Raw genomic sequence first — 22,378 nt, 5'->3', positions numbered from 1 at the left:
ACAGGCGGGTTGCTATTTTTGGTAAAAATTACTATAAATAAATTGACCGGCCACCCGTCAACGGCCAGAGCGGTGTGACTGCCTCAAGATCCCTCCTGGCGATCGCCCGATCGATCGCTTCCCCAGTTATGTTGACCCTCACCACGCCCGACTTGGGGCCCGCAACCCTGGACGCTCAAGTGGGCAACAGCGCCCTGCTGACGGATCTGTATCAGTTGACGATGATCGCTTGCTATTGCGATCGGGCGGTGGAGCAACAAACCGCCAGTTTTGAGCTGTTTACGCGCCGGTTGCCCGATGGGTTTGGCTACTTGGTGGCCATGGGACTGGAACAGGCCCTGCAATACCTGGAGCAGTTTCAGGTCAGCGCGTCCCAACAGGCCCAACTGCGGGCCACGGGGCTGTTTGACCATGCGCCCGATCGGTTTTGGGACTTGCTGGCGACGGCTCGGTTTACGGGAGACTTGTGGGCCGTGCCCGAAGGAACCGTGGTGTTTGCCCATGAACCGCTGCTGCGAATTGAGGCTCCCCTCTGGCAAGCCCAGTGGGTGGAAACCTATTTGCTGAATGTGCTGAACTATCAAACCCTGGTGGCCACGCGATCAGCTCGGTTGCGGGATGTGGCGGGCGATCGGGCGCAAATTTTGGAATTTGGCACAAGGCGGGCCTTCAGTCCCCAGGCGGCCCTGTGGGCGGCGCGGGCGGCCTTGGCGGCCGGCTTGGATGCCACTTCCAATGTGGAGGCGGCGTTGCAATTGGGGCGACAGCCGGCGGGCACGATGGCCCATGCCCTGGTGATGGCCCTGGGTGCTTCCATGGGGTCGGAGCTGGCGGCGTTTGAGGCTTTTCAGGGACTGTTCCCCCGTGGGGCGCTGCTGGTGGATACCTTTGACCCGGTGCGGGCGATCGAACAGTTGGCGGAGCGGGTGCGGGCCGGTGGGGCCCCCGTGCCGGCTATCCGGTTGGATTCGGGAGACTTGGTGAGCCTGTCACAGCTAGCGCGCGATCAATTGCCGGGAACGCAAATTTTGGTCAGCGGTGATCTGGATGAGGCGGAAATCGATCACCTACGGGCGGCCGGTGCTGAGATTGATGGCTATGGCGTGGGCACAAAGTTGGTGACGGGCCAGCCGGTGAATGGGGTTTATAAATTAGTGGAGTTGGCGGGGCAACCGGTGGCCAAAGGCTCCAGTGGCAAGGCCACCTATCCGGGCCGAAAACAGGTGCTGCGCGATCGGGACGAGGCGGGCCGTTGGTTGGGCGATCGGCTGGTGTTGGCCGATGAAGTGCCCCGATCAGAGTTGGGATTGTTGCGGCCCGTGATGCGTGCGGGACAACGGCTGACGGATTCAGAATCCCTGCTGACCATTGCCCAACGCACCCGATCGCAGGTTCAAAGCCTCCCGGAGGCGGTGCGATCGATCCATGACCCAACCCCAGTGCGGCCGGAACTGTCGCCTGCGCTACAATCGCTCACGACTCGGGTGCATCAGTCGATTCAAGCTGCTTCCTAAGCTGCTTTCCACGCTCCTTCCCAAACTGTCCCAAGGCCAGCACCCCAGTGGTTGCCAATTCCGCTCCATCAACCCGTCATTTTCCACAAACCTGTATTCCTGCCGTTGTTTTGGCGGCCAGAATCCCATGATGTCGATCGCGTTGTTTGGAACCAGTGCAGATCCCCCAACCTATGGCCATCAGGCGATTGTTGCTTGGTTGGCCCAACGGTTCGATCGGGTTGCGGTTTGGGCTGCGGACAATCCCTTCAAAAGTCATCGCGCTCCCCTCGACTGTCGCACGGCCATGTTGCGGGTGCTGATTGAGTCGATCGAACCACGGCCCACCCATGTGCAGGTTTGTCCAGACCTGAGCCACCCGCGCACGGTGGTGGTGTTGGAACGGGCCCGGGAACGCTGGCCCCACACCCAGTTCAGCCTAGTCATTGGGTCAGATTTGGTGGCCCAACTGCCCCGGTGGTATCGCTCGGCAGACATTCTACAATTTGCCCAATTGCTGGTGATTCCTCGGCCGGGCTATCCCTTGGAAACGGCCGCGATCGAACATTTAGCCGACCTGGGAGCCAGGGTGCAGGTGGCTGACCTCAGCAGCCCCGCCAGTTCTTCCACCGCCTATCGGGAAGCGGGCGATCGCAACAGTATCCCCCCCGAAATTGAAGCCTATATTCGGGGTGAGCAGCTTTACCTATGGCAGAACGTCGGCTAGGTTCCCATCGCCTCAATGCAAAACTCAGTGCCAAGCTTAGTGCCCAACAGAGCACCAAACAGAGCGCCAAACAGAGCGCCAAACAGAGTGCCAAACAATCGCCTGCTCCCCTGGAGGGCGATTCCCTGGCCGATTTCAAAGTAGGAGTTGATAACGTCATTTTTTCCGTGGACAGCGACAAGCGCCGACTGTTGGTGTTGCTGGTGATGCGGCAACACGAACCCTTTGCCGGTTGTTGGAGCTTGCCCGGAACCTTGGTGCGCCAAGGCGAGGCCCTGGAAGCGGCGGCCTATCGCGTCTTGGCGGAAAAAATTCGCGTCCGGCATCTGTACCTAGAGCAGCTTTATACCTTCGGTGGGCCCGGCCGCGATCCCCGGGAAGCCGCCGACAGTTTCGGAGTGCGGTACTTGTCCGTCAGCTACTTTGCCCTGGTGCGCTATGCGGAGGTGGAGGCAATCGCGGATTTTGCCACCGATGGGGCGATCGGGATTGCTTGGTATCCGTTTGATCGCCTGCCGGAACTGGCTTTTGATCACGATCGAATTGTGCAATACGGCTATCAACGCTTGCGCAACAAATTGGAATACAGCCCGATCGCCTTTGATGTGTTGCCGGAATCCTTCACCCTCAGCGATCTTTATCAGCTTTACACCATTGTTTTAGGCGAAAACTTTTCAGACTATTCCAACTTCCGCAGCCGCTTGCTGAAGCTGGGAATTTTGTTGGACACGGGCGTGAAGGTGTCGCGTGGTGCTGGTCGCCCGGCTAGTCTTTATCAATTTGATGCGATCGCCTTTCAACAATTGGAAAATAAGCCCCTCGTTTTTGTCTAAATCTTGGGCGAAATCCTGGTCTAATAGTCAAAATCGCCTGCAAAGACTCTGCCCAAAACGCCAATGACTGCGCCCAGTAACTCCCCCGATCTTGACCAGTTGCCGGCCGATCAAGCCAGGCAACCGGCCCAGCCTTGGTTTTGGCTCCTGTGGGCCGGCTTCACGCTCTATGCTTTCCTGCTGGCTCCGCCCGATCGCCCGGACACCTTGGATTTGATCATTCGCCTTTCGACGGGGCAAGTATCCGGCGAAAATCCGCTCATCGTGGCTCTTTTTAACCTGATGGGTATTTGGCCGCTGGTTTACTGCTGCTTGCTGTTTGCCGATGGGCGGGGGCAACCGGTGCGTGCTTGGCCCTTTGCGATCGGGTCAATGGCATTGGGGGCCTTTGCCCTGTTGCCTTACCTGGCCCTGCGGCGATCGAACCCACAGTTCACGGGCGAGCGATCGGGTCTGATTCGAGTCTGGGATTCCCGTTGGCTGGCTTTGGGTCTCGCGGTTGGGGCGATCGGGCTGCTGGGTTGGGGTCTGTCCCAAGGCAACTGGTCAGATTTTGGGCAACAGTGGCAAACCAGCCGATTTATCCATGTGATGAGCCTCGATTTTCTGATGCTTTCCCTGCTGTTTCCTGCCCTGGTGGGCGATGATTTAGCCCGGAGAGGTTGGCATCAGCAAACCATTTGGCAATGGCTAACGTTTTTGCCTTTAGTGGGGCCTTTGGCTTACCTTTGCCTTCGCCCACCGATTCAGGTGACGAATGAGTAACTAGCAATTATTGGGGGAGTGAACCTGGTTGGCTTTTAGCAAACTTCTAAAGTCTCTTCAGGGCTTTTTCAGAATTTTTTGAATTTTTTTGAATTTTATAAACTTTGCAAACTTTGCAAATTCCGTTGAAAGCTTCAATCCCTTTCGGGCTGTTCCAGCGTCTTTTGGAAGAGTGTTTTAACCCATGAAACGTCGCCATTTAATGCAGTCGATCGGGCTGGGTTCCGTGACGGCCGCTGCTGCCGCTTGTGCTCCCAAACCCAGTGGTGGCCCGCCCGTTGCCGCCGACTTACCTAGAATTCAGTGGCGGGCGATCGCCAGTTGGCCCAAAGCCCTCGACACCATTTTTGGTGGCTTAGTCAGCATCTGCGATCGGGTCAAAGAACTCAGCGACGGCCGATTCATCATCACGCCCCACACCGCCGGAGAAATTGTGGGCGCACTGGAAGTGATGGACGCAGTACAGCTCGGAGCGGCTGAATGCGGCCACAGTTCCAGCTATTACTATTTGGGCAAGCATCGAGGACTCGCGTTTGGCACTTCAGTGCCCTTTGGCCTCACGGCTCAACAACAAAATGCTTGGCTCTATGCTGGCGGCGGCTTAACAGCTTTGCAAGCCATTTATCGCAGCTTCAATATTATTAATTTTCCCGCTGGCAACACGGGAACCCAAATGGGGGGCTGGTTTAAACGCGAAATTCAAACCCTCAGTGATTTGCAGGGTTTGAAAATGCGAATTCCTGGTCTTGGTGGCGAGGTGATGTCGCGATTGGGGGTGAATGTGCAGGTGTTGCCCGGTAGCGAAGTGTTCTTGGCACTCGATCGGGGAACCATTGATGCGGCCGAGTGGGTTGGCCCCTATGACGATGCAAAATTGGGACTGAACCGCGCCGCCCGTTTCTATTACTATCCCGGTTGGTGGGAACCCGGCAGCACACTCGATTTCTTTGTCAACTTAGAAGCCTGGAACCGATTGCCAAAAGCCTATCAACAGATGATTCAACTGGCAGCCCAAGAAGCCAACTATGCCATGTTGTCAAACTATGAAGCCCTCAACGCGGCAGGCCTCAAAACCCTCATTGCCAGTGGCACACAACTACGGCCCTATTCCCCCGAAATTTTAAAACAAGCCAAAACGGAAACAGAAGCACTGTTTGCAGACTTAGCCCAGCGAGATGCAAACTTCAAGGCCATTTATGAACCTTGGAAAACCTTTCAACAATCGGTGATTGCTTGGAACAACACCAATGAATGGGTTTTTGCGGAAGCGGTTAAACCTTAAACCATCCAATCTTGCCTTTGAATCTTTCAAATCCTTTAAATTTTTCCCGTTTAAACCTATGCAAACTATGCAGAATTGGCAACGGTGGCTTCAACGGCAACTCCCTCCCTGGTTGCGGCTGGCTCGACAAATCGATCGCTGGAATTTTCGCTTGGGCCAAGCCATGGGCTGGTTGGTGGTGGCCATGCTGGCGATCGGGTCTTGGAATGTGATTGGTCGCTATTTGGGCCGGGCGATCGGGCAAAATCTCACCTCCAACACCAGCATTGAGTTGCAGTGGTATCTCTTTAGCGGTGTGTTCTTGCTCGGTGCTGCCTACACAATGCAGCGGAATGGCCATGTGCGGGTAGATGTGTTCTATAAAAATTGGTCGCCCCGCACCCAGGCGATCGCCAATTTAGTTGGAACCGTTCTGTTTTTAATGCCCTTTTCGGCTTTGGTTTTGATGGCTTCTTGGCAATGGACAGCCAATGCTTGGATGGTTCAGGAACTCTCGCCCGATCCCGGTGGTTTGCCGCGCTATCCCATCAAAGGATTGATTTTAATTAGTTTTGTGGTTTTGATGATTCAGGGTGTTTCAGAAATCATTAAAAACTTGGCAATCATTGCCGGTTTAGGCACAGATCCCTCGTCGCAGTCGATCGCCCACTCGATCGCCCCCCATCAACCCAGCCAACTATCGGCCAGCCAACCATCGGAGAACCCCTCGGAAAACTCATCGGAGGGCGATCGCTAATGGAAACCCTTGGATTTGACTGGCTGGGGCCCCTCATGTTTTTGGGGGCGCTGCTCTTTTTGTCCCTCGGCTATCCCGTCGCCTTTTCCTTGGGTGGGGTTGCCATCGTTTTCGCCCTGATTGGAATCAATGTCGATGCGTTTGAGCCAAGCTTTTTAGCTGCCTTGCCCAGCCGCATTTTTGACATTATGAAAAACTACACGTTGCTGGCCATTCCTTATTTTATTTTCCTAGGATCCGTTCTGGAAAAGTCAGGAATTGCCGAGCAACTTTTAGAAACCGTCGGTATTTTGTTCGGCCGCTTGCGGGGTGGCTTGGCCCTGGCGGTGGTGGTGGTGGGGGCGATGCTGGCGGCCACAACGGGAGTCGTGGCGGCAACGGTCGTGGCCATGGGTCTCATTTCCCTGCCCATCATGCTGCGCTATGGCTACAATCGCGAGCTGGCCACGGGGGTGATTGCCGCTTCTGGAACCTTGGGGCAAATCATTCCGCCCAGTGTGGTGCTGGTGGTGCTGGGCGACCAATTGGGTGTTTCGGTTGGCAATCTGTTCCTGGGGGCAGTGATTCCCGGCTTGATGATGGCGGGGGCCTTTGCCTTGCATGTGTTGCTGGTGGCCTTTTTGAAGCCGGAAGCCGCGCCAGCCCTGCCGCCGGAGGTTTGCCAAATGCCGCGCCGAGAATTGCGGCAACGGGTGGTGCAGTCCATGTTGCCCCCATTGGTGCTGATTTTGTTGGTGTTGGGGAGCATTTTCTTTGGCATTGCCACCCCCACGGAGGCGGGCGCGGTGGGTTCCTTGGGGGCGATCGCCCTGGCTCTGTTGAATCGCCAATTCAGTTGGGTTGCCCTGCGGGACTCCTGCGAAGCCACCCTGCGCATTTCCAGCATGGCCCTATTTATTTTGATTGGTTCAACGGCTTTCAGTTTGGTTTTTCGGGGTCTCCATGGCGATCGGTTCATGTTCGAAATTCTGTCGAACCTGCCGGGCGAGGGAGTGGGTTTCTTAGCCCTCAATATGTTGGTGGTTTTCCTGTTGGGGTTCTTTATTGACTTCTTTGAAATCGCCTTTATTGTGGTTCCGATTTTTGCCCCCGTTGCCAAAGCCCTTGGGTTTAATATGATTTGGTATGGGGTGATTTTAGGGGCGAACTTGCAAACTTCTTTCCTCACGCCACCCTTTGGATTTGCCCTGTTTTATCTACGGGGCGTTGCGCCTGCCATTGTCAAAACGGAGGAGCTATATCGGGGGGTAATTCCTTTTATTTGTCTGCAACTGCTGGTGTTGCTGATTATTATTCTGTTCCCGGATTTGGTCATGTGGTTACCGTCTCTCAGCTTCGACTGATTAGACAGTAGGCCTCTTTCACAAATCAGTAAAAAGCTTTCATTCTCTTCTCAAAATGGGCCGATCAACGCTCATTTTTTAGTATCGCGACTGCCTTAATTCTCTGGGTCAAAACCGCAGAGTCAGTCGTTATAACAAGGGGCTTAAGCCCCTTGCTGCCTAACGAGCTGGTAACCTTGCTGCCTAACGAGCTGGTAACGTTAATAGTCATTCGACGAGAAAACCAGGCAAAGAAATTTAGGAATTCAGGGCCGGGCGATCGCGCTGTTGATCCTGCCGGGAATACACTTGACCATCATCCCAAAGGCCCACCAACGCCGTGATTAAAGCTTTAGCAAAACCCATGCAGTAGCAGCCAAAACGTACCAACACTTTTAGGGGTGAACCGCTCTTGTAGCAGGGGGGATGACCCAAAACATGGCAGTCAAACAGTTTGGCAAAAAAGCGAATCTGTTGCCCAAGGCTGAGGTGTTTAAACCCGAGCCAAAAATGGTTGTGATAGAAGGTGGTTTGATAGCCGATCGAACGGGTGCTGATGTCATGGCAACCGCCGGTTTCTTCGCCTAAATGCACCAAATGGGCGGCGGGGTCATACCAAATTTTGAAGCCAGTTTTGCGCAAGCTTAAGCAAAAGTCGGACTCTTCGCGAACAGCGCTGCCCCGATAGCGTTCATCAAACCGCAGGCCATGCTGCACAAACAGGTTGCGCCGAAAGGACATGTTACAACCTCGGGCAGTGATCACCGGTTGGGGCTGGGTGGCCCGCACGAGGTCAATGTGATACCAGGCGATCGCAGGGTCAGAGGCTTCCGGCACTTGGTAATCAAATTCGCCCACATGTTTGGTGCATTCTTGCTCCAATTTCATGCGATCGAACACGCGCCCGGCCACCGCTCCAATCTGGGGATCACCATAGTTCGCCACATGAGCCGCAATGAAACCTGGCTCCAGGCGCACATCATCATCAATAAAAATCAGAATTTCACCACTCGATCGCCGGGCCGCAAAGTTTCGGGCCCCTGGCAAGCTCGCCCACCGCAGGCGATGCCATTGGATTTTGCCCCCATCGGCCCATTGGGCCAGTTTCGCTTCGGTTTCGGGCAGGTGCTGCGGGGTTTGGTCAACGACGATCACTTCAAAATCAGGATAGTCCTGGGCTAGTACATCCTCGATCGAGGTGCAAAGCACTTGTTCGCGCCCGTAGGTGGGCACAATGACTGAAACCTTTGGCAACTGGGAAACCTGACTCATATCCGCAACCGTGGGGGGATGGCTAGGATGGCTGGAGCGATTCGATCGAACCGTAAATCTTAATCCAAGAGCATCCGAGTGTTGTCCGGTGAAGGGCCGCTAGGGGCGGGGGCGGTCAACATACCGCGCCGCGATCGCCCCGCCGATGAACCCAAAAAGATGCATTTGCCAGGACACGCCCGAGCGCAACGGTAGCACCCCAAAGATCAAACTGCCATAGAGGCTGAAGATAAAAATCGAAAGCAAAATGCCGCTGGCGCTGCGTTCAAACCAACCCCGAAACAGCACATAGCTGAGATAGCCAAACACCAAACCACTTGCGCCGATGTGGATGGAGTTGCTGGGGCCAATCAGCCAGGTTCCCAGACCGCTAATGAGGGCGATCGCGCCGGTCACTTTCCAAAAGGTTTCGCGCCCACGCACCAACACCAACCAACCCAGCACCCCCAGGGGCACGGTGTTGGCCATCAAATGGGCCAGGTCACCATGGAGCAAGGGGGCAAAGACAATCCCCCGCAGGCCGATGACATTGCGGGGAACAATGCCCAACACATCGAGATAGCCCCGAAAAACGAACTGATCAACAATTTCCAGCAGCCACAGGAGGCCAATCAGCGATGCCAAAAATCGCCCTTGGGATTTGAGTTCTTCGGTCACATGCTCAAGGAGTGATTACTGAAATTGACAACTGGAAAAGATTCCCAGGGGAACGCCATTGGAAAGGAGCACGGGGCGCGTTTTCCACTATAGCCAGGATAGCGAACGGCACCGTCGGTGGGGGGCGCGATCGGGCGATTGTTGCGGTGTGCTGAATTCGAGGTGTGGCGATCGGGCGATCGACCGTTTTGGAAATCTGTCCCGCACAATCGCTAGTGAGATGGAAATGTTGGCTAGGCTGAAGACAGCCAGGCTTTTGATTCTCTGCATTCCAACGCCTTGGCCGTCCACTGCTGCTTTTCAACGACCGATCGCCCATGGGTCCCTGGCCTGAGTTCAGACTTTCAGAACCTGGGTTCAGTGCTTGAGTCGGGTCTGCCAGTTTGGGCATGTTTCCCTTGCGGCTCCGCCAAGCCAGCCGGACTCAGTGACCAGTGAGAATGGCAAGCGATCGCTGAAGACTTATTCGGGCCCCGTCGCCATGTTTCCTAATCGTTCTCCTCGTTTGGCTGCCCAGTTGCCCCCTGCCGTGCGATCGGGCCCTGCTGCTGCGCGTCGGTGGCGGGGACTTTGGGGCGGGGCGATCGCCCTGTGGTTGGGTTGGCCCGGCGTTGCGTTGGCTTATCTCCAGTCGATCGACCCGGTTCCCAGCCCCAGCCCCAGCCGCCCTGTGACACCCACGCCCACGCCCACGCGCCCGCCGACTCCGACTCCCACCCTGACTCCGACCCCAACACGCCCGCCGACTCCGACTCCCACCCCAACACGCCCGCCCGATCGCGCTGCTCCCTGCTTGAACGAGGGCGATCGTTACCGAGCCCGCATGTGTGAGTTGCGAGCTTCAGACGAGCGCTGGATTGAAATTCACCTCAGCAATCAGCGGTTGATCGCCTGGGAAGGAAATAAGCCCGTTTATGCGGTGATTGTGTCCACGGGCAAACCGGGTACGCCGACTTGGCCAGGAATTTTCCGAATTCAGCGCAAGCTCCCGATCGATCGAATGCGCGGGGCCGATTACGACGTGCCCAACGTACCCCATGTGATGTATTACCACCGGGGATATGCGATTCACGGGGCTTACTGGCATCAGCGCTTTGGCACGCCGGTTAGCCATGGTTGCACCAACGTGGCCCCGGATCATGCTCGCTGGCTTTTTAACTGGGCCGATGTGGGTACCCCGATCGTGATTCGCCCCTAGGGATTGTCATCAAATTCCCTGAAACCCCTACTCCACTTTGAATTGATCGCGAGGGACAAGGGGCTTCAGCCCCTTGTTGCGATGATTGGGGTATGGCAGATCAACTACCTTCACTGGATGCCAGGAAATCGCGACAGGCCCTAATTCTCCCGATCGGGATTGGCTAATCAGCCTACGGACGAGAATCCTTGGTTAAATGGTCTCGAACTGTTTGGCAGCGAGAACCAAGTCATGATCTTTGTCGGGTTGATTTTGGGTGTCGTGATCGGCGGTGCGATCGCCTGGTATTTGATGCAACAGCGGGTGGCCGACCTGGAGCGCCAGCAAAAGCAATATCTCGATCGGCAACGGCAAACCCTGGAGCAAGATTTTGAGGTACAAAAGCAGACGGCTCGCAAAAACTTCGATCGGGAATTGCAAGCCCTGCAAACGGAAATTGCCCAACTGAAAGCACAAACCGCCCCCACCGCCGCACCGCCCACTCCCGATCCTGCACGCTCTGCTCCGCGCCCGGCGGCAACCGGTCAACCGGCGGCCCAGCTCCCGGATCCTTGGGGTGGAGCCGGTGCGCCCGCGCCAACGCCTGCCCCGGAACCCGCACCAGAGCCTGTTGCAGAACCCACGCCGGAACCTACGCCGGAACCCGCACCAGAGCCGATCGCCGCACCGGAGCCAACGGCGGCCTCAGGGGAACCCGTTGCAGAACCCACACCGGAACCCGTGGCCGAGCCGATCGCCGAGCCAGAACCCACACCGGAACCCGCGGCCGAACCGATCGCGGAGCAAGCTGCGGAACCAGTCACTGAACCGGTCACTGAACCGGTCACGACTCCTGAGCCGATCGCCCCAATCGCGCCCAGCAATCAACCCAGCCCGATCGAGCAAGTGACCCAACTCGCCACCAAGGTTCGGGCGATCGGCCAGCGAGCCGAGGGCCAAAAACTGATCAACGAGCTGTTGACCTTCACCAGCAGCCCCGATGCCACCGTACGCGCCGCCGCGATCGAGGCCCTCAGCGCCGTCCACAGCCCTGAAGTGGTGAGCTGCCTCGAAAAAGCCCTCCATGATGCGGCCCCGATCGTGGTGCGAGCGGCTGCCAAAGGGTTGGAGCGCTTCAAAAGCCAAGCCCCGATCGCCCAACCGGTTGAAGAATCACCGCTGCCTCCCAACGGCGGCCCCAAACAGCCCTAGGTCTGGCGATCCGGAAGCCAGCGCATGATTTCCCTTCAGTGCGATCACTCCTTGTGGGTCAACCCCCTCAATAACTGAGGACTGAAAATAGGGCAATCAATTGTAAAGAATTTCTCGAAAATCCGGATTCATTCCAGAACTAACTGAACTCACAGGGCGGAAAGTTTTTCCTTCTGCCCTGTGTTTTATTTCATACATCGTTTTGAAATGAATGTTTGATTTCGCACAGCATTGCCTGAAAGCCTTAAAATTGCGTTCATTCATGTCGCATTTTGCACATCTTTATCCATTGCTTCGCCCATTATTAAAAAAGTTGTTGTAACTTAAATTCAAGCTTGTCAATTTTATGCAGAATCCTTTAAACTAATTGTAAGGATTTTAAAAAGTCCTCTACAAAAAGTCTTAACGTCTTTTGGGGCTGCTCTAGTTAGACTGCTTCCATTGGCTCATTCAAACAATTTGATTAGCCTTAATTGAGCGCATAAGTTTCTTCACAGCACTGAAGAACAGCCCACAACGATCAACCCAAATTCAAAATTCATCAGATTCGTCAGAGCTAACTCGTCACAACCAAGGCAGATTTACAAGATCTGCATGATCCAATCGCTCGGATCTATCGATTCAGGTCTATTGATTCGGGTCTATCAATCTAGATCTATCCATCCAGATCCATCGATCCAAATCTATCCATTTAACCGACTCAACAGGATCAACCCTGTCCTCCGCTGCACAGCGTTGCAGGACAATGCACTGAGGGAATGCTAAGGGAAGAACCACCACAGGCGTGACTCCTTTCAACGCCCCAACCAGTTTTACGTCTGCCGGGATCGCTCCAATCAATTGAGACTTGATTGCCACTCATCATTGAGCCTCCATTGATCGCCAGGTTGTCTTCGCTGGGAACGAAGAATAGCCTTCGCATCACTTTGCATTTTGTGCCCGATCGCGCGGTTAAGTCTTGCGTGCTCATGGTGCATTCAAATTCTTGAATTCCAGTTGCATTTCGCAACGACGATTAAGGTCATTCACAAATCGTTGACCTCTCAAGTCTGGTGCTGAAAACCGTCGTAGCCGTCATGCAGGGTGGCTGCCTTTCTTTGACCTATCAGCGTTGGACAGAACTCCTATGGCTCTTCAGATGTCCCCGGCCGGGATCGACCAAAACAGCGCGATCGCTCCGGAAGTTTCCACCCTCCGTTGGCGCTCTGCTGCCAGCACCAAAGCCATTCCCCTCAGCGGCAACAACAACATTGATGCTTTGCTGACGGTGCGTATTAATAATCCGACAATCACCCAATCGTGGAATGTGCCCCCTGGCGGGGTGATTACCTACAGTTTTCCCAATGCCAACACAGTCAATAATTTGACATCGGTTGCCCAGGGAGCCATCACCAACCCGGCAGAAATTCCCGAACCGGTGAAACAGGCCGTGCGGCAAGTGTTGCAAAACTATTCCCAAGTGATTCCGGTTCAGTTTCAAGAAGTGCCGGACGAAGTGGGCGGAACACTGCGCGTTACCCTGGGTAAGAGTCCGCAATTGCCCGATGCCTTGGCCTGTGCCTATGTCCCAGGAAGCGCCTATGGGGGACAGGTGTTTCTGTCGGCCAATGGAATGTTCGACCCCAACTTTTTTACGAAGGGGCCCGGCAGCGCTGGCTATGGCACTTTAATTCATGAATTGGGCCATGCCATGGGGCTGAAACATCCTCGAGAATATGGCAGCGAAGCGGGAGATGTGCCCGGTAAAGCACCTTCCAATGTGGCGGTTTTGGCTCCAGAATTGGATCATCGCCACAACACGGTGATGTCCTACAACGGGCGGGATTTTAGCAGTTTCCAGAATTCCCGCACCCTGATGAACTACGACATTCAGTCCCTGCAATATCTCTACGGGGCTAATACCAGTTGGCGATCGGGTAATGATTTGTACACCTGGAATGCCACTTCGTTTTTAGGGGTGGAAGCCATTTGGGATGGGGGCGGAACTGACACCTTGGAAATGGGATCGTTGCCAGCCTCTGATCGCTACTATTTCGATCTGAAACCCGGCGGTTTGTTAACCACCCAAACGGGGCGCAAGGGTCGCTTTTTTGATATCTATCCCAGCTACCAACCCCTCTATCCCATGTTCGATCGGGGCAAGTCGATCGCCTTTGGGGTCACCCTGGAAAATCTCAATGGCACTGATGGAGCCGACGAGGTACTTGGCAACGATGCCGACAACGTGATTTTGGGGCGCGGGGGCAACGACAGCCTCAGCGGCGGCCTCGGTCAAGACACCCTCTGGGGCGGGTTGGACGATGATTGGCTGAGCGGCGAGGCGGGCAATGACCAACTCCAAGGCAACGCGGGCCTCGATACCCTCATTGGCGGTTTGGGCAACGACCAGCTCAACGGCGGCCGCGATGCCGACTGGCTCCAAGGGGACGCGGGCGATGATGTGCTGTTTGGTGAATTTGGGGATGACCTGTTGTTGGGGGGCGACGGAGCCGATCGATTCGTGTTGGGCACGGGCATGGGCCAAGACACGATTCAGGACTTTCAGTCGGGCATTGATGGCATTTATCTGGTCAATGGGTTGACCCCCAGCGCGATCGCCCTGCGACCCCAGGGAACGAACACGTTGGTGCAAGTGGCCAACAGCAATGAGACTTTGGCGATCGTGGCCGGCGCACTCTCGATCGCTGACATTCACCTAGCCTGAGCGCTCTAGGGGAATGTCTGAGCAGTCGCTTGCGGCACTGGCCAAGCACCATCCGATCCCGACCCGGGGCCCATGCCACAGTTCCTCTGGCTGCCCGTGGTAAAATGGGAGGCTGAAATCTCGATTTCACGGCAATTTCGCCCAACCGAGGCCGTTCTAAATGAGGCTTGCCGTCGGTCTGTCCTTTGGGGCTTTTGCGCCACCACGATGCGAACGATTTGCTAGCCCTTGATGTGTACTAGCCCTTGATGTGTATCTGATCCCGAATGAAAGCCGGGTCATTGGCCCCCTTAGGTCTTTCGTTTGGGGTCGTGCCGTTTTTAGGCACTTGTTTTTAGGCCATAAATTTTCAGGCACTTTCTGCACCAGAGACCTATGAGTACTGCCGAAGACCGGATTGTCGCGACCGACCTACGCCAGGAAATGTCGCGATCGTACCTGGAATACGCCATGAGCGTGATCGTGGGGCGGGCGCTGCCGGATGCCCGCGACGGTCTGAAGCCGGTACACCGCCGGATTCTGTATGCCATGCATGAGTTGGGTTTGGCGGCCGATCGCCCCTTCCGGAAATGCGCCCGGGTGGTGGGGGAAGTGCTGGGGAAATATCACCCCCACGGCGACACGGCGGTCTATGACGCGCTGGTGCGGATGGCCCAAGATTTTTCGATGCGCCACCCGTTGATTAACGGTCACGGCAACTTCGGTTCGATCGACAACGACCCGCCCGCCGCCATGCGGTACACGGAATGTCGGCTGCAAGCCCTGACCAGTGAATCGCTGCTGCAAGACATTGAAGCGGAAACCGTTGATTTCATCGACAACTTCGATGGTTCCCAGCAAGAACCGACGGTGATGCCCGCGCGGCTGCCACAACTGTTGCTGAATGGTTCTTCCGGGATCGCGGTCGGTATGGCCACCAACATTCCGCCCCACAACTTGGGTGAGCTAGTCGATGGTCTTTGTGCCCTGATCCAGAATCCCGAAATTACCAATCAGGAACTGATCCGTTGGATTCCGGGGCCGGACTTCCCCACGGGGGCACAGATTTTTGGTACGTCGGGGATTCGGGAAGCCTACCTCACCGGGCGTGGCTCGATCACCATGCGCGGTGTGGCCAGTGTGGAGACGATCGAACGGCGCGGCGCACCCGATCGCGAGGCGATCATCATCACGGAGCTGCCCTACCAAACCAACAAGGCAGCGCTGATTGAGCGGATTGCTGAGTTGGTAAACGACAAGAAATTAGAAGGCATTTCCGACATTCGCGACGAGAGCGACCGCGACGGGATGCGGATCGTGATTGAGCTGAAGCGCGATGCCCGGGCCCAGGTGGTGCTGAACAACCTCTACAAGCACACGCCGATTCAAGCGAACTTTGGCGCAAATATGTTGGCGCTGGTGAACGGCGAGCCGCGCACCCTGACCCTGAAGGACTTTTTGCAGGTCTTTTTGGACTTCCGGGTGGAGGCGATCGAACGGCGCACCCGCTACGAACTGCGGAAAGCCGAAGAGCGCGATCACATCCTGCAAGGCTACCTGATCGCCCTCAGCAACATGGACACGATCATCGCCCTGATTCGCCACGCGGCGGACACCCCCACCGCCAAGCAGGGGCTAATGAGCGATTACAGCCTTTCGGAAGCCCAAGCGGACGCGATTTTGCAGATGCAACTGCGCCGTCTGACGGCCTTGGAAGCGGACAAGATCGAGCAAGAACACCAGGAATTGCAAGCCAAAATCACGGATTTGCAAGACATCCTGGCCCGGCGCGATCGGGTGCTGACGATCATTGAAGAGGAAGTGAGCCACCTGAAGGCTCGGTTTGCCACGCCGCGCCGCACCACCATTTCCCGCGACAGCGCCCAACTGGAAGAAATTGACCTGATCGCTAACGATCGCGCCACGATCGTGATTACGGAGCAGGGCTATATCAAACGGATGCCCGTCAGCACCTTCGAGACCCAAAACCGCGCCACCCGGGGCAAAACCGGCGCGAAGATGAAAGACGACGACGAGGTGCAGCATTTCCTCACCTGCTGCGATCGCGATCGAGTCCTGTTCTTCAGCGATCGGGGCGTGGTCTATGCCCTCAGCGCCTACCAAATTCCCGCCAGCTCCCGGGCCGCCCGAGGCACGGCGATCGTTCAACTGCTGCCGATTCCCCACGACGAGAAAATCACCTCGGTGATCGCCGTTTCGGAATTCTCGGAAGATCTTTATCTGGTGATGTTGACCCAACAGGGCTACATCAAAAAAACCGTGCTCTCGGCCTTTGGCAACATCCGCGCCAACGGTCTGATCGCCATTTCCCTGGAAGAGGGCGACCAACTGCGCTGGGTACGCCTGACCCGCGAGGAAGACAGTATTTTGATCGGCTCCCGATCGGGTATGGCGATTCACTTCCGAGCCGATCGCGATCAACTGCGGCCCCTGGGGCGGACAGCACGCGGCGTGCGAGCCATGAGCCTTCGCAGTGGTGATGAGCTGGTGGCGCTTGATATTTTGCCCGCAGCGATCGCCTCGCGGGTCGGTCAGGCTGGCGATGATGCGGCCGACGACAACGAACCGATCGAGGAAACCAGCGACGACAGCACCGAAACCAGCAGCCCCGGCCCCTGGGTGTTGGTGATCACCGCTCGGGGTTACGGCAAGCGCGTCCCCGTGGAGCAGTTCAAGCTCTATAACCGTGCTACCAAGGGCAAAATTGCCACCAAGTTCAAATCCGCCAAGGGCATTGACGATTCTTTGGCGGGGCTGTTGGTGGTGAATGACTCCGACGAAATCACGATCGCCACGAAACGTGCCACGATCGTTCGGCAGTCGGTGAACGCGATCCCGATTCAATCGCGGGGCGCAACGGGTGTGATGGTGCAGCGAATTGTGGATGACTCGATCGCCGCCGTGGCCCTCGTGCCGCCGGAAGACACCAGCGGCGACAGCCTCGATAGCAACACCGACTCTGAGGATCAAGTTGCTCAACCGGACGAAAATTCCTAGGCAATTGCTGCTGGGCAAATGCGCCTAGGGCAACCTAGGCCAAAATTGATCCCCAATCGATCCCATAAATCCCATCAACCAATCCCATCAACAAATTCCATCAACAAAATGGGGGTATGGCCAAAAACCACACCCCCATTTCGCTTTGCCAAACCTTGGCTTAACGGCTAAACGCTGACCGTACAAGTTTGAACCGGCGCTCCGGTTGACCAAATTGATTAATTTGATTCAACTTGATCAGAGCCAACATCAACCGGCGCATCAGGCTGGGCGATCGCCCGGAACCAAACCTAGTCGAGATAGCCCATCAGATTGGAATCTTCGCCCAAATCATTGGAAGCCATTGGCCGGTTGCTGGGCAGCCAATCACTGGTCGTAATGTCCAGCGTGTTAGCCGTCACCGGGCGATGGCCCGACAGAGTGATGGTTTCCACCACTTCCAAGTTGCTGGCCGACACTGGGCGCGCACCGTAGGCGGCCACCGTGCCCACCACCTTCAGCTCGCTCGTTTCCACGGGGCGATGCTTCGGTAGATTGCTTTGAACCAAGGACAGGTGGCTGACTTCAACGGGGCGATTGTTGGGCAGGTCGCTTTCGATGAACTTAACAGTATCTTCGCCGACGGGACGGTGGCCATAGGTGGGGGCGAGGGGGCGCTTGCGGACAACCGCAGGCAGGGCCCGTTGCTCGCGATCATCGCGATCATCGAGGCGCACTTCATCGCGATCGTCGCGGGCGCGGTTGTTGGTGTCGGTGACGTTGCGGTTGCTCATGAAAACGTACCTCAGATGCCGATACTAGTGCCGTTGGAAGGGGCTGATAGGAGCCGAAGCCCAGTTTGATAACCAGTTTTATAAATTGAACTGTCAAACCCAGGTCATCCTATCAAATGCGCGTGGATCGCGGTGGCTTCGATCGACAAGGGCGATCGAGCAAGGGAGACAGGGCTGGCGAACGGACGGCGCGAACTGGCCCAATGCGGAAATGCCGCGCTGCCAATTCGAGCGCGTTCGGGCGGGTAGATTGCGTTGTCTCTACAGTTATATTTTAGCGGAGCTATAAAAAGATTATTAAAAAAATCATTGCTCTTATAAGCAGCTTTAAAGCAAAGCACCGCCCTTTCCCTGCAAAACCATGGCCATTCATGGAATCCAGGAGCCGCTGTGCGATTCAGCATTCTCTCAAATCTCCCCACCGACTCCAGAAACTAGCGCCAGATCCCCTGTTGGCGAAGGACAACCCATGACCACCTTTGAACTGCAAGCACCATTTGAGCCCACGGGTGACCAACCGAAGGCGATCGCCCGTTTGGTGGAAGCCGCGCGATCGGGTCAGCGATACCAAACCCTGTTGGGAGCCACCGGCACCGGCAAAACCTTCACCATCGCCAGCACCATTGCCCAGCTCGATCGCCCGGCCCTGGTTTTGGCCCACAACAAAACCCTCGCGGCCCAGTTGTGCAACGAATTGCGAGAATTTTTCCCAAATAATGCCGTTGAATATTTCATTTCCTACTACGACTATTACCAACCGGAAGCCTATATTCCCGTCACCGATACTTACATTCAAAAAACGGCTTCCATTAACGAAGAAATTGATATGTTGCGGCACTCAGCCACTCGATCGCTCTTTGAACGACGGGACGTGATTGTGGTTGCTTCCATTAGCTGCATTTACGGGTTGGGAATTCCCACGGAATATTTAAATGCGGCGATTCCCTTTCGGGTGGGTCATGAATTAAATTTGCGGCAAACCTTGCGAGATCTGGCCTCTGTGCAGTACGAGCGCAATGATGTGGAAATTGGCCGAGGAAAATTCCGCGTCAAGGGCGATGTGTTGGAAATTGGCCCCGCCTATGAAGATCGAATTATTCGGATTGAGTTCTTTGGCGATGAAGTGGAAGCGATTCGCTATGTGGATCCCTTAACTGGGGAAATTTTGCAGAGCCTAGAGGCGGTGAATCTTTACCCCGCTCGCCACTTTGTGACCCCAGAAGATCGCCTGGAGGAGGCAATTCAAGCCATCGCGCGGGAATTGGCTGCACAGAAAATCGCCTTAGAAGCGGAAGGAAAACTCCTAGAAGCCCAACGCATTGACCAACGCACTCGATACGATTTGGAAATGCTGGCGCAGGTGGGCTACTGCAACGGCGTAGAAAACTACTCACGTCATTTGGCCGGACGACAAGCGGGCGAACCTCCGGAATGTTTAATTGATTATTTTCCGGAAGATTGGTTGCTGATTGTTGATGAGTCCCATGTGACCGTTCCCCAATTAAGGGGGATGTATAACGGTGACCAGGCTCGCAAAAAGGTGCTGATTGATCATGGATTTCGCTTGCCCAGTGCGGCCGACAATCGCCCCCTCAAGGCCGAAGAATTTTGGAACAAGGTGAATCAATGCATCTTTGTTTCTGCCACGCCGGGAGATTGGGAGTTGGAAATTTCCCAAGGGCAAATTGTGGAGCAAGTCATTCGGCCCACGGGCGTGATTGATCCGGAAATTTTTGTGCGTCCCACGGAAGGACAGGTGGATGATTTGTTGGCGGAAATTGTCCAGCGAGTCGATCGCCAAGAACGCACCCTGATCACCACCTTAACCAAGCGAATGGCGGAGGATTTGGCGGATTATTTCCAAGAGCGCGGGGTGCGGGTGCAATATCTCCATTCGGAAATTCAGTCGATCGAACGCATTGAAATTTTGCAAGCTTTGCGAGCGGGCAAGTTTGATGTGTTGATCGGGGTGAATTTGTTGCGAGAAGGATTGGACTTGCCGGAAGTTTCCCTAGTCGCCATTTTGGATGCGGACAAGGAAGGGTTTTTGCGGGCAGAGCGATCGCTGATTCAAACCATTGGCCGGGCGGCGCGTCATGTGCGAGGTCAAGCGATTCTTTATGCCGATCGGCTGACCGACAGTATGGACAAGGCGATTTCCGAAACGGAGCGGCGACGCAAAATCCAAATCGACTACAACCAAAAACACGGCATTACGCCCCAACCGATCATCAAGAAATCCGGTAATTCAATTCTGGAATTCTTGGATTTGTCCCGGCGGCTCAGTGCCAAAGATTTGGAGCAAGCCTACGAACATGCGGCGGATTTGTCCTTGGATGATGTGCCGATGTTGATTGAGAAGCTGGAGGCCCAAATGAAGGAGGCGGCCAAAAATTTGGAGTTTGAAGAGGCCGCCAAATATCGCGATCGAATCAAGCATTTGCGCGATCGACTGCTGGGACAACGGCATTAAGCGGGCGGCTTAATGGTCGGATCCATACCAAATCGATTCCAGGCGATCGATCGCCCGTTGCAATTCCGCCAAGCTATCCGCCAACACGGTCACATGGCCGAGCTTGCGGCCCGGGGTGGCGCTGGTTTTGCCATACCAATGCACTCGGCTGTGGGGAACCGCGGCCAAGCGATCGCGCTGCTCCTGATAGTCACTGGTGGCCACCTCAAAGCCCAACAAATTCACCATCGCCGCACAGGCACAGTGCAAATCCACCGGCCCAAGGGGCAACCCCGCCACGGCCCGCAAATGCTGCTCGAATTGGGAGGTGTGGCAGGCATCGATCGAGAAGTGGCCGGAATTGTGCGTGCGGGGAGCCACTTCATTCACCGACACCTGACCCTCGGCGGTCACAAACAGCTCAATCCCAAAAATCCCGATCGCCCCAATTTGCGACAACAGGCGATGGGCGATTTCTTGGCAGTGGGTGGCCACGGTTGGCGGAATGGGGGCCGGCGCAATCACCCGCCGACAAACCTGGTTCACCTGCTGGGTTTCCACAATCGGGTAAATGGCCACCTCGCCCGTCGCCGATCGGGCCGCCACCGCCGCCAATTCTCGCTCGAAGGGCACAAAGGCTTCCAAAATCAGCGGCTGCCATTGCCACTGATCCCCAACCGCCAGCAATGCCGCCCGATCGGCCACCACCCTTGTACCTTGGCCGTCATAGCCATGGCGACGGGTTTTCAGCACGGCCGGAAAGGTTAAGGGCTGACCGTTTTCCCACCGATCGATCTGCATCGCCTGCGCCCGATCGGCAATGGCCGCAAAGGCCGGAACCGGCAAGCCAATTTGCTGCAAAAAACAGCGCTGATCATACTTATCCAGCAAGGGTTCCAAGCTCTTGAGGCTGGGGCGAAAACAGGCTCCTGATCGGGCTAATTCCCCCAACGCCGCCAAATCCACAAACTCATTTTCAAAGGTGACCAAATCCACCCGATCGAGCAATTGGCGCGTCACGGCAGCATCCCCAACTGCCCCTTGCACCACCGCCGCCGATCCCACCCGCGCCACCGCCGGGTCATCCAATTTCGGAGTTTGCACCACCAACGACAAGCCCAATTTCGGGGCCGCTTCCGCCATCATCCAAGCCAATTGGCCACCGCCAATCACACCAATTGTCCGCAGCGGCCGCTGGATGGGTTCCGCCGCCGCTGCAACCTCTACGAGGGTCATTTTTCTTACTCCCAAAGGAACATCTCTCGATCAGCGCTTCAGCAATCCATTGATTAACCTTCAAGGACAGCCGAGCGATTCTTTGGTGTCGATGCCCGTGCGAGGATTCGTCCCCCGGGCGATCGCGCAGAGCTGTTTGACCTGTGCCCCATCCAGAATGGCCAGCTCAAAATCAGCCCCCTGAATGTTCACATCCTGAAAACTGGATCCCAACAAAATGGCCTCAACCAAAATGGCATCGCTCAGATCGGTGCCAATGAACTTCACGGAATCCATGAATGCATTGGTTAAATCGGCTCCATGCAAATTCGTGTCTTTGAGGAAGGATCCACTAAAGGATGCACCGGGCATTTCCGTATTTTCAAAGGTCACATCCGTTAGGTTGGCGTTGGAAAATTCCGCCGATTGCAACCGTTGATTGGAAAAATCTTGCCCAGACAATTCCGCATTGCTGTAGGAAACTGGCGGCGCATATTCCTTGAATTGGGCCCAGGCCGCTGACGGGGCGATCGCTAAACCTATCACCCACGTTCCAATCAACAACAACACCGCCCACAGGCCCAGACCCTGCCCGCCCAATTGCCTCCGACCGTCCGGTTGAATCGCCGCTGGGGAACCGGAGGCAGTGCCGACTTTGGCGCGCAGCCCAACGGGAACCAACCGGGCGATCGACTGGCCGATCAAAAATTTCTTCTGAACAATCATGGCTTCCAGGCCCTGCCTATGGCGGGATTCTCCCT

The 22,378-nt window shown here is 55.8% G+C and carries 16 protein-coding genes and 1 pseudogene; 12 read left to right on the top strand and 5 right to left on the bottom strand.

The window, feature by feature from the left end:
* The first annotated feature begins 128 nt into the window (after nucleotides 1-128).
* The 7 genes from H6G52_RS11035 (at nucleotide 129) to H6G52_RS11005 (ending at nucleotide 7,179) form a co-directional block, all read left to right on the top strand.
* Nucleotides 129-1,514 carry a nicotinate phosphoribosyltransferase gene (locus H6G52_RS11035; RefSeq protein ID WP_190528374.1) on the top strand — a complete coding sequence of 462 codons (1,386 nt, stop codon included), beginning with the start codon at nucleotides 129-131 and terminating at the stop codon, nucleotides 1,512-1,514.
* A 127-nt stretch (nucleotides 1,515-1,641) separates the two neighbouring features.
* The gene (locus tag H6G52_RS11030) at nucleotides 1,642-2,220 is read left to right on the top strand and encodes a nicotinate-nucleotide adenylyltransferase (RefSeq protein ID WP_190528300.1); all 579 of its coding nucleotides are present in this window, start codon (nucleotides 1,642-1,644) and stop codon (nucleotides 2,218-2,220) included.
* Nucleotides 2,202-3,053, top strand: a complete 852-nt coding sequence (locus tag H6G52_RS11025; RefSeq protein WP_190528298.1) for an NUDIX domain-containing protein — start codon at nucleotides 2,202-2,204, stop codon at nucleotides 3,051-3,053. Before H6G52_RS11030 ends, H6G52_RS11025 begins: the two co-directional genes overlap by 19 nt.
* A gap of 63 nt (nucleotides 3,054-3,116) precedes the next feature.
* Complete coding sequence (locus H6G52_RS11020) at nucleotides 3,117-3,818, top strand: DUF2834 domain-containing protein (protein ID WP_242026331.1); 702 nt, start codon at nucleotides 3,117-3,119, stop codon at nucleotides 3,816-3,818.
* Between the two features lie 184 nt (nucleotides 3,819-4,002).
* The gene (locus H6G52_RS11015) at nucleotides 4,003-5,100 is read left to right on the top strand and encodes a TRAP transporter substrate-binding protein (RefSeq protein WP_190355644.1); all 1,098 of its coding nucleotides are present in this window, start codon (nucleotides 4,003-4,005) and stop codon (nucleotides 5,098-5,100) included.
* Nucleotides 5,101-5,158: 58 nt separating this feature from the next.
* Nucleotides 5,159-5,836, top strand: a complete 678-nt coding sequence (locus H6G52_RS11010) for a TRAP transporter small permease subunit (RefSeq protein ID WP_242026330.1) — start codon at nucleotides 5,159-5,161, stop codon at nucleotides 5,834-5,836.
* The gene (locus H6G52_RS11005) at nucleotides 5,836-7,179 is read left to right on the top strand and encodes a TRAP transporter large permease subunit (RefSeq protein WP_190355645.1); all 1,344 of its coding nucleotides are present in this window, start codon (nucleotides 5,836-5,838) and stop codon (nucleotides 7,177-7,179) included. Before H6G52_RS11010 ends, H6G52_RS11005 begins: the two co-directional genes overlap by 1 nt.
* A 237-nt stretch (nucleotides 7,180-7,416) precedes the next feature.
* Here H6G52_RS11005 and hpsN read toward each other — a convergent pair whose 3' ends face one another.
* Both hpsN and H6G52_RS10995 read right to left on the bottom strand, forming a co-directional pair.
* The gene (gene hpsN, locus H6G52_RS11000) at nucleotides 7,417-8,430 is read right to left on the bottom strand and encodes a hormogonium polysaccharide biosynthesis glycosyltransferase HpsN (protein WP_099534931.1); all 1,014 of its coding nucleotides are present in this window, start codon (nucleotides 8,428-8,430) and stop codon (nucleotides 7,417-7,419) included.
* A gap of 99 nt (nucleotides 8,431-8,529) precedes the next feature.
* Nucleotides 8,530-9,087, bottom strand: a complete 558-nt coding sequence (locus H6G52_RS10995) for a rhomboid family intramembrane serine protease (protein ID WP_099534930.1) — start codon at nucleotides 9,085-9,087, stop codon at nucleotides 8,530-8,532.
* 832 nt (nucleotides 9,088-9,919) lie between these two features.
* On the opposite strand from H6G52_RS10995, the pseudogene H6G52_RS10990 reads away from it, so the two are divergent.
* The 4 genes and pseudogenes from H6G52_RS10990 to gyrA form a co-directional block, all read left to right on the top strand.
* Nucleotides 9,920-10,285 (top strand): annotated as a pseudogene (locus H6G52_RS10990) (L,D-transpeptidase); the annotation flags it as partial.
* 159 nt (nucleotides 10,286-10,444) lie between these two features.
* On the top strand, nucleotides 10,445-11,476 hold the full coding sequence (locus H6G52_RS10985; protein WP_190355648.1) for a HEAT repeat domain-containing protein: 1,032 nt from the start codon (nucleotides 10,445-10,447) through the stop codon (nucleotides 11,474-11,476).
* Between the two features lie 1,126 nt (nucleotides 11,477-12,602).
* On the top strand, nucleotides 12,603-14,180 hold the full coding sequence (locus H6G52_RS10980; protein WP_190528296.1) for a M10 family metallopeptidase: 1,578 nt from the start codon (nucleotides 12,603-12,605) through the stop codon (nucleotides 14,178-14,180).
* 375 nt (nucleotides 14,181-14,555) lie between these two features.
* Nucleotides 14,556-17,177, top strand: a complete 2,622-nt coding sequence (gene gyrA, locus H6G52_RS10975) for a DNA topoisomerase (ATP-hydrolyzing) subunit A (protein WP_190528294.1) — start codon at nucleotides 14,556-14,558, stop codon at nucleotides 17,175-17,177.
* A gap of 290 nt (nucleotides 17,178-17,467) precedes the next feature.
* Here the strand turns inward: gyrA and H6G52_RS10970 are convergent, their stop codons facing one another.
* Nucleotides 17,468-17,950: a hypothetical protein gene (locus H6G52_RS10970; RefSeq protein WP_190355651.1), complete on the bottom strand. Its 483-nt coding sequence runs from the start codon at nucleotides 17,948-17,950 to the stop codon at nucleotides 17,468-17,470.
* Between the two features lie 469 nt (nucleotides 17,951-18,419).
* Between H6G52_RS10970 and uvrB the strand changes: the two genes are divergently transcribed.
* Entirely contained in the window at nucleotides 18,420-20,423 is a 2,004-nt protein-coding gene (gene uvrB, locus H6G52_RS10965; protein ID WP_190528292.1) for an excinuclease ABC subunit UvrB, read from the top strand.
* Between the two features lie 9 nt (nucleotides 20,424-20,432).
* Here uvrB and H6G52_RS10960 read toward each other — a convergent pair whose 3' ends face one another.
* Complete coding sequence (locus H6G52_RS10960; RefSeq protein WP_190528290.1) at nucleotides 20,433-21,638, bottom strand: 5-(carboxyamino)imidazole ribonucleotide synthase; 1,206 nt, start codon at nucleotides 21,636-21,638, stop codon at nucleotides 20,433-20,435.
* Nucleotides 21,639-21,698: 60 nt separating this feature from the next.
* A complete protein-coding gene (locus H6G52_RS10955; RefSeq protein ID WP_190528288.1) occupies nucleotides 21,699-22,343 on the bottom strand; it encodes a pentapeptide repeat-containing protein in 645 nt (214 codons plus the stop codon).
* Nucleotides 22,344-22,378 lie beyond the last annotated feature (35 nt).

Source organism: Limnothrix sp. FACHB-881, assembly GCF_014698135.1.
Classification (GTDB): Bacteria; Cyanobacteriota; Cyanobacteriia; order CACIAM-69d; family CACIAM-69d; genus CACIAM-69d.
Note: the sequence above shows the minus strand (reverse complement) of the source record. Positions and strands in the feature narration are given on the sequence as shown.

Excerpts from the sequence above, each read along its gene's own strand:
- H6G52_RS11035 (WP_190528374.1), top strand. The coding sequence starts at position 129 with ATGTTGACCCTCACCACGCCCGACTTGGGGCCCGCAACCCTGGACGCT.
- H6G52_RS11030 (WP_190528300.1), top strand. The coding sequence starts at position 1,642 with ATGATGTCGATCGCGTTGTTTGGAACCAGTGCAGATCCCCCAACCTAT.
- H6G52_RS11025 (WP_190528298.1), top strand. The coding sequence starts at position 2,202 with ATGGCAGAACGTCGGCTAGGTTCCCATCGCCTCAATGCAAAACTCAGT.
- H6G52_RS11020 (WP_242026331.1), top strand. The coding sequence starts at position 3,117 with ATGACTGCGCCCAGTAACTCCCCCGATCTTGACCAGTTGCCGGCCGAT.
- H6G52_RS11015 (WP_190355644.1), top strand. The coding sequence starts at position 4,003 with ATGAAACGTCGCCATTTAATGCAGTCGATCGGGCTGGGTTCCGTGACG.
- H6G52_RS11010 (WP_242026330.1), top strand. The coding sequence starts at position 5,159 with ATGCAAACTATGCAGAATTGGCAACGGTGGCTTCAACGGCAACTCCCT.
- H6G52_RS11005 (WP_190355645.1), top strand. The coding sequence starts at position 5,836 with ATGGAAACCCTTGGATTTGACTGGCTGGGGCCCCTCATGTTTTTGGGG.
- hpsN (WP_099534931.1), bottom strand. The coding sequence starts at position 8,430 with ATGAGTCAGGTTTCCCAGTTGCCAAAGGTTTCAGTCATTGTGCCCACC.
- H6G52_RS10980 (WP_190528296.1), top strand. The coding sequence starts at position 12,603 with ATGGCTCTTCAGATGTCCCCGGCCGGGATCGACCAAAACAGCGCGATC.
- gyrA (WP_190528294.1), top strand. The coding sequence starts at position 14,556 with ATGAGTACTGCCGAAGACCGGATTGTCGCGACCGACCTACGCCAGGAA.
- H6G52_RS10970 (WP_190355651.1), bottom strand. The coding sequence starts at position 17,950 with ATGAGCAACCGCAACGTCACCGACACCAACAACCGCGCCCGCGACGAT.
- uvrB (WP_190528292.1), top strand. The coding sequence starts at position 18,420 with ATGACCACCTTTGAACTGCAAGCACCATTTGAGCCCACGGGTGACCAA.
- H6G52_RS10960 (WP_190528290.1), bottom strand. The coding sequence starts at position 21,638 with ATGACCCTCGTAGAGGTTGCAGCGGCGGCGGAACCCATCCAGCGGCCG.
- H6G52_RS10955 (WP_190528288.1), bottom strand. The coding sequence starts at position 22,343 with ATGATTGTTCAGAAGAAATTTTTGATCGGCCAGTCGATCGCCCGGTTG.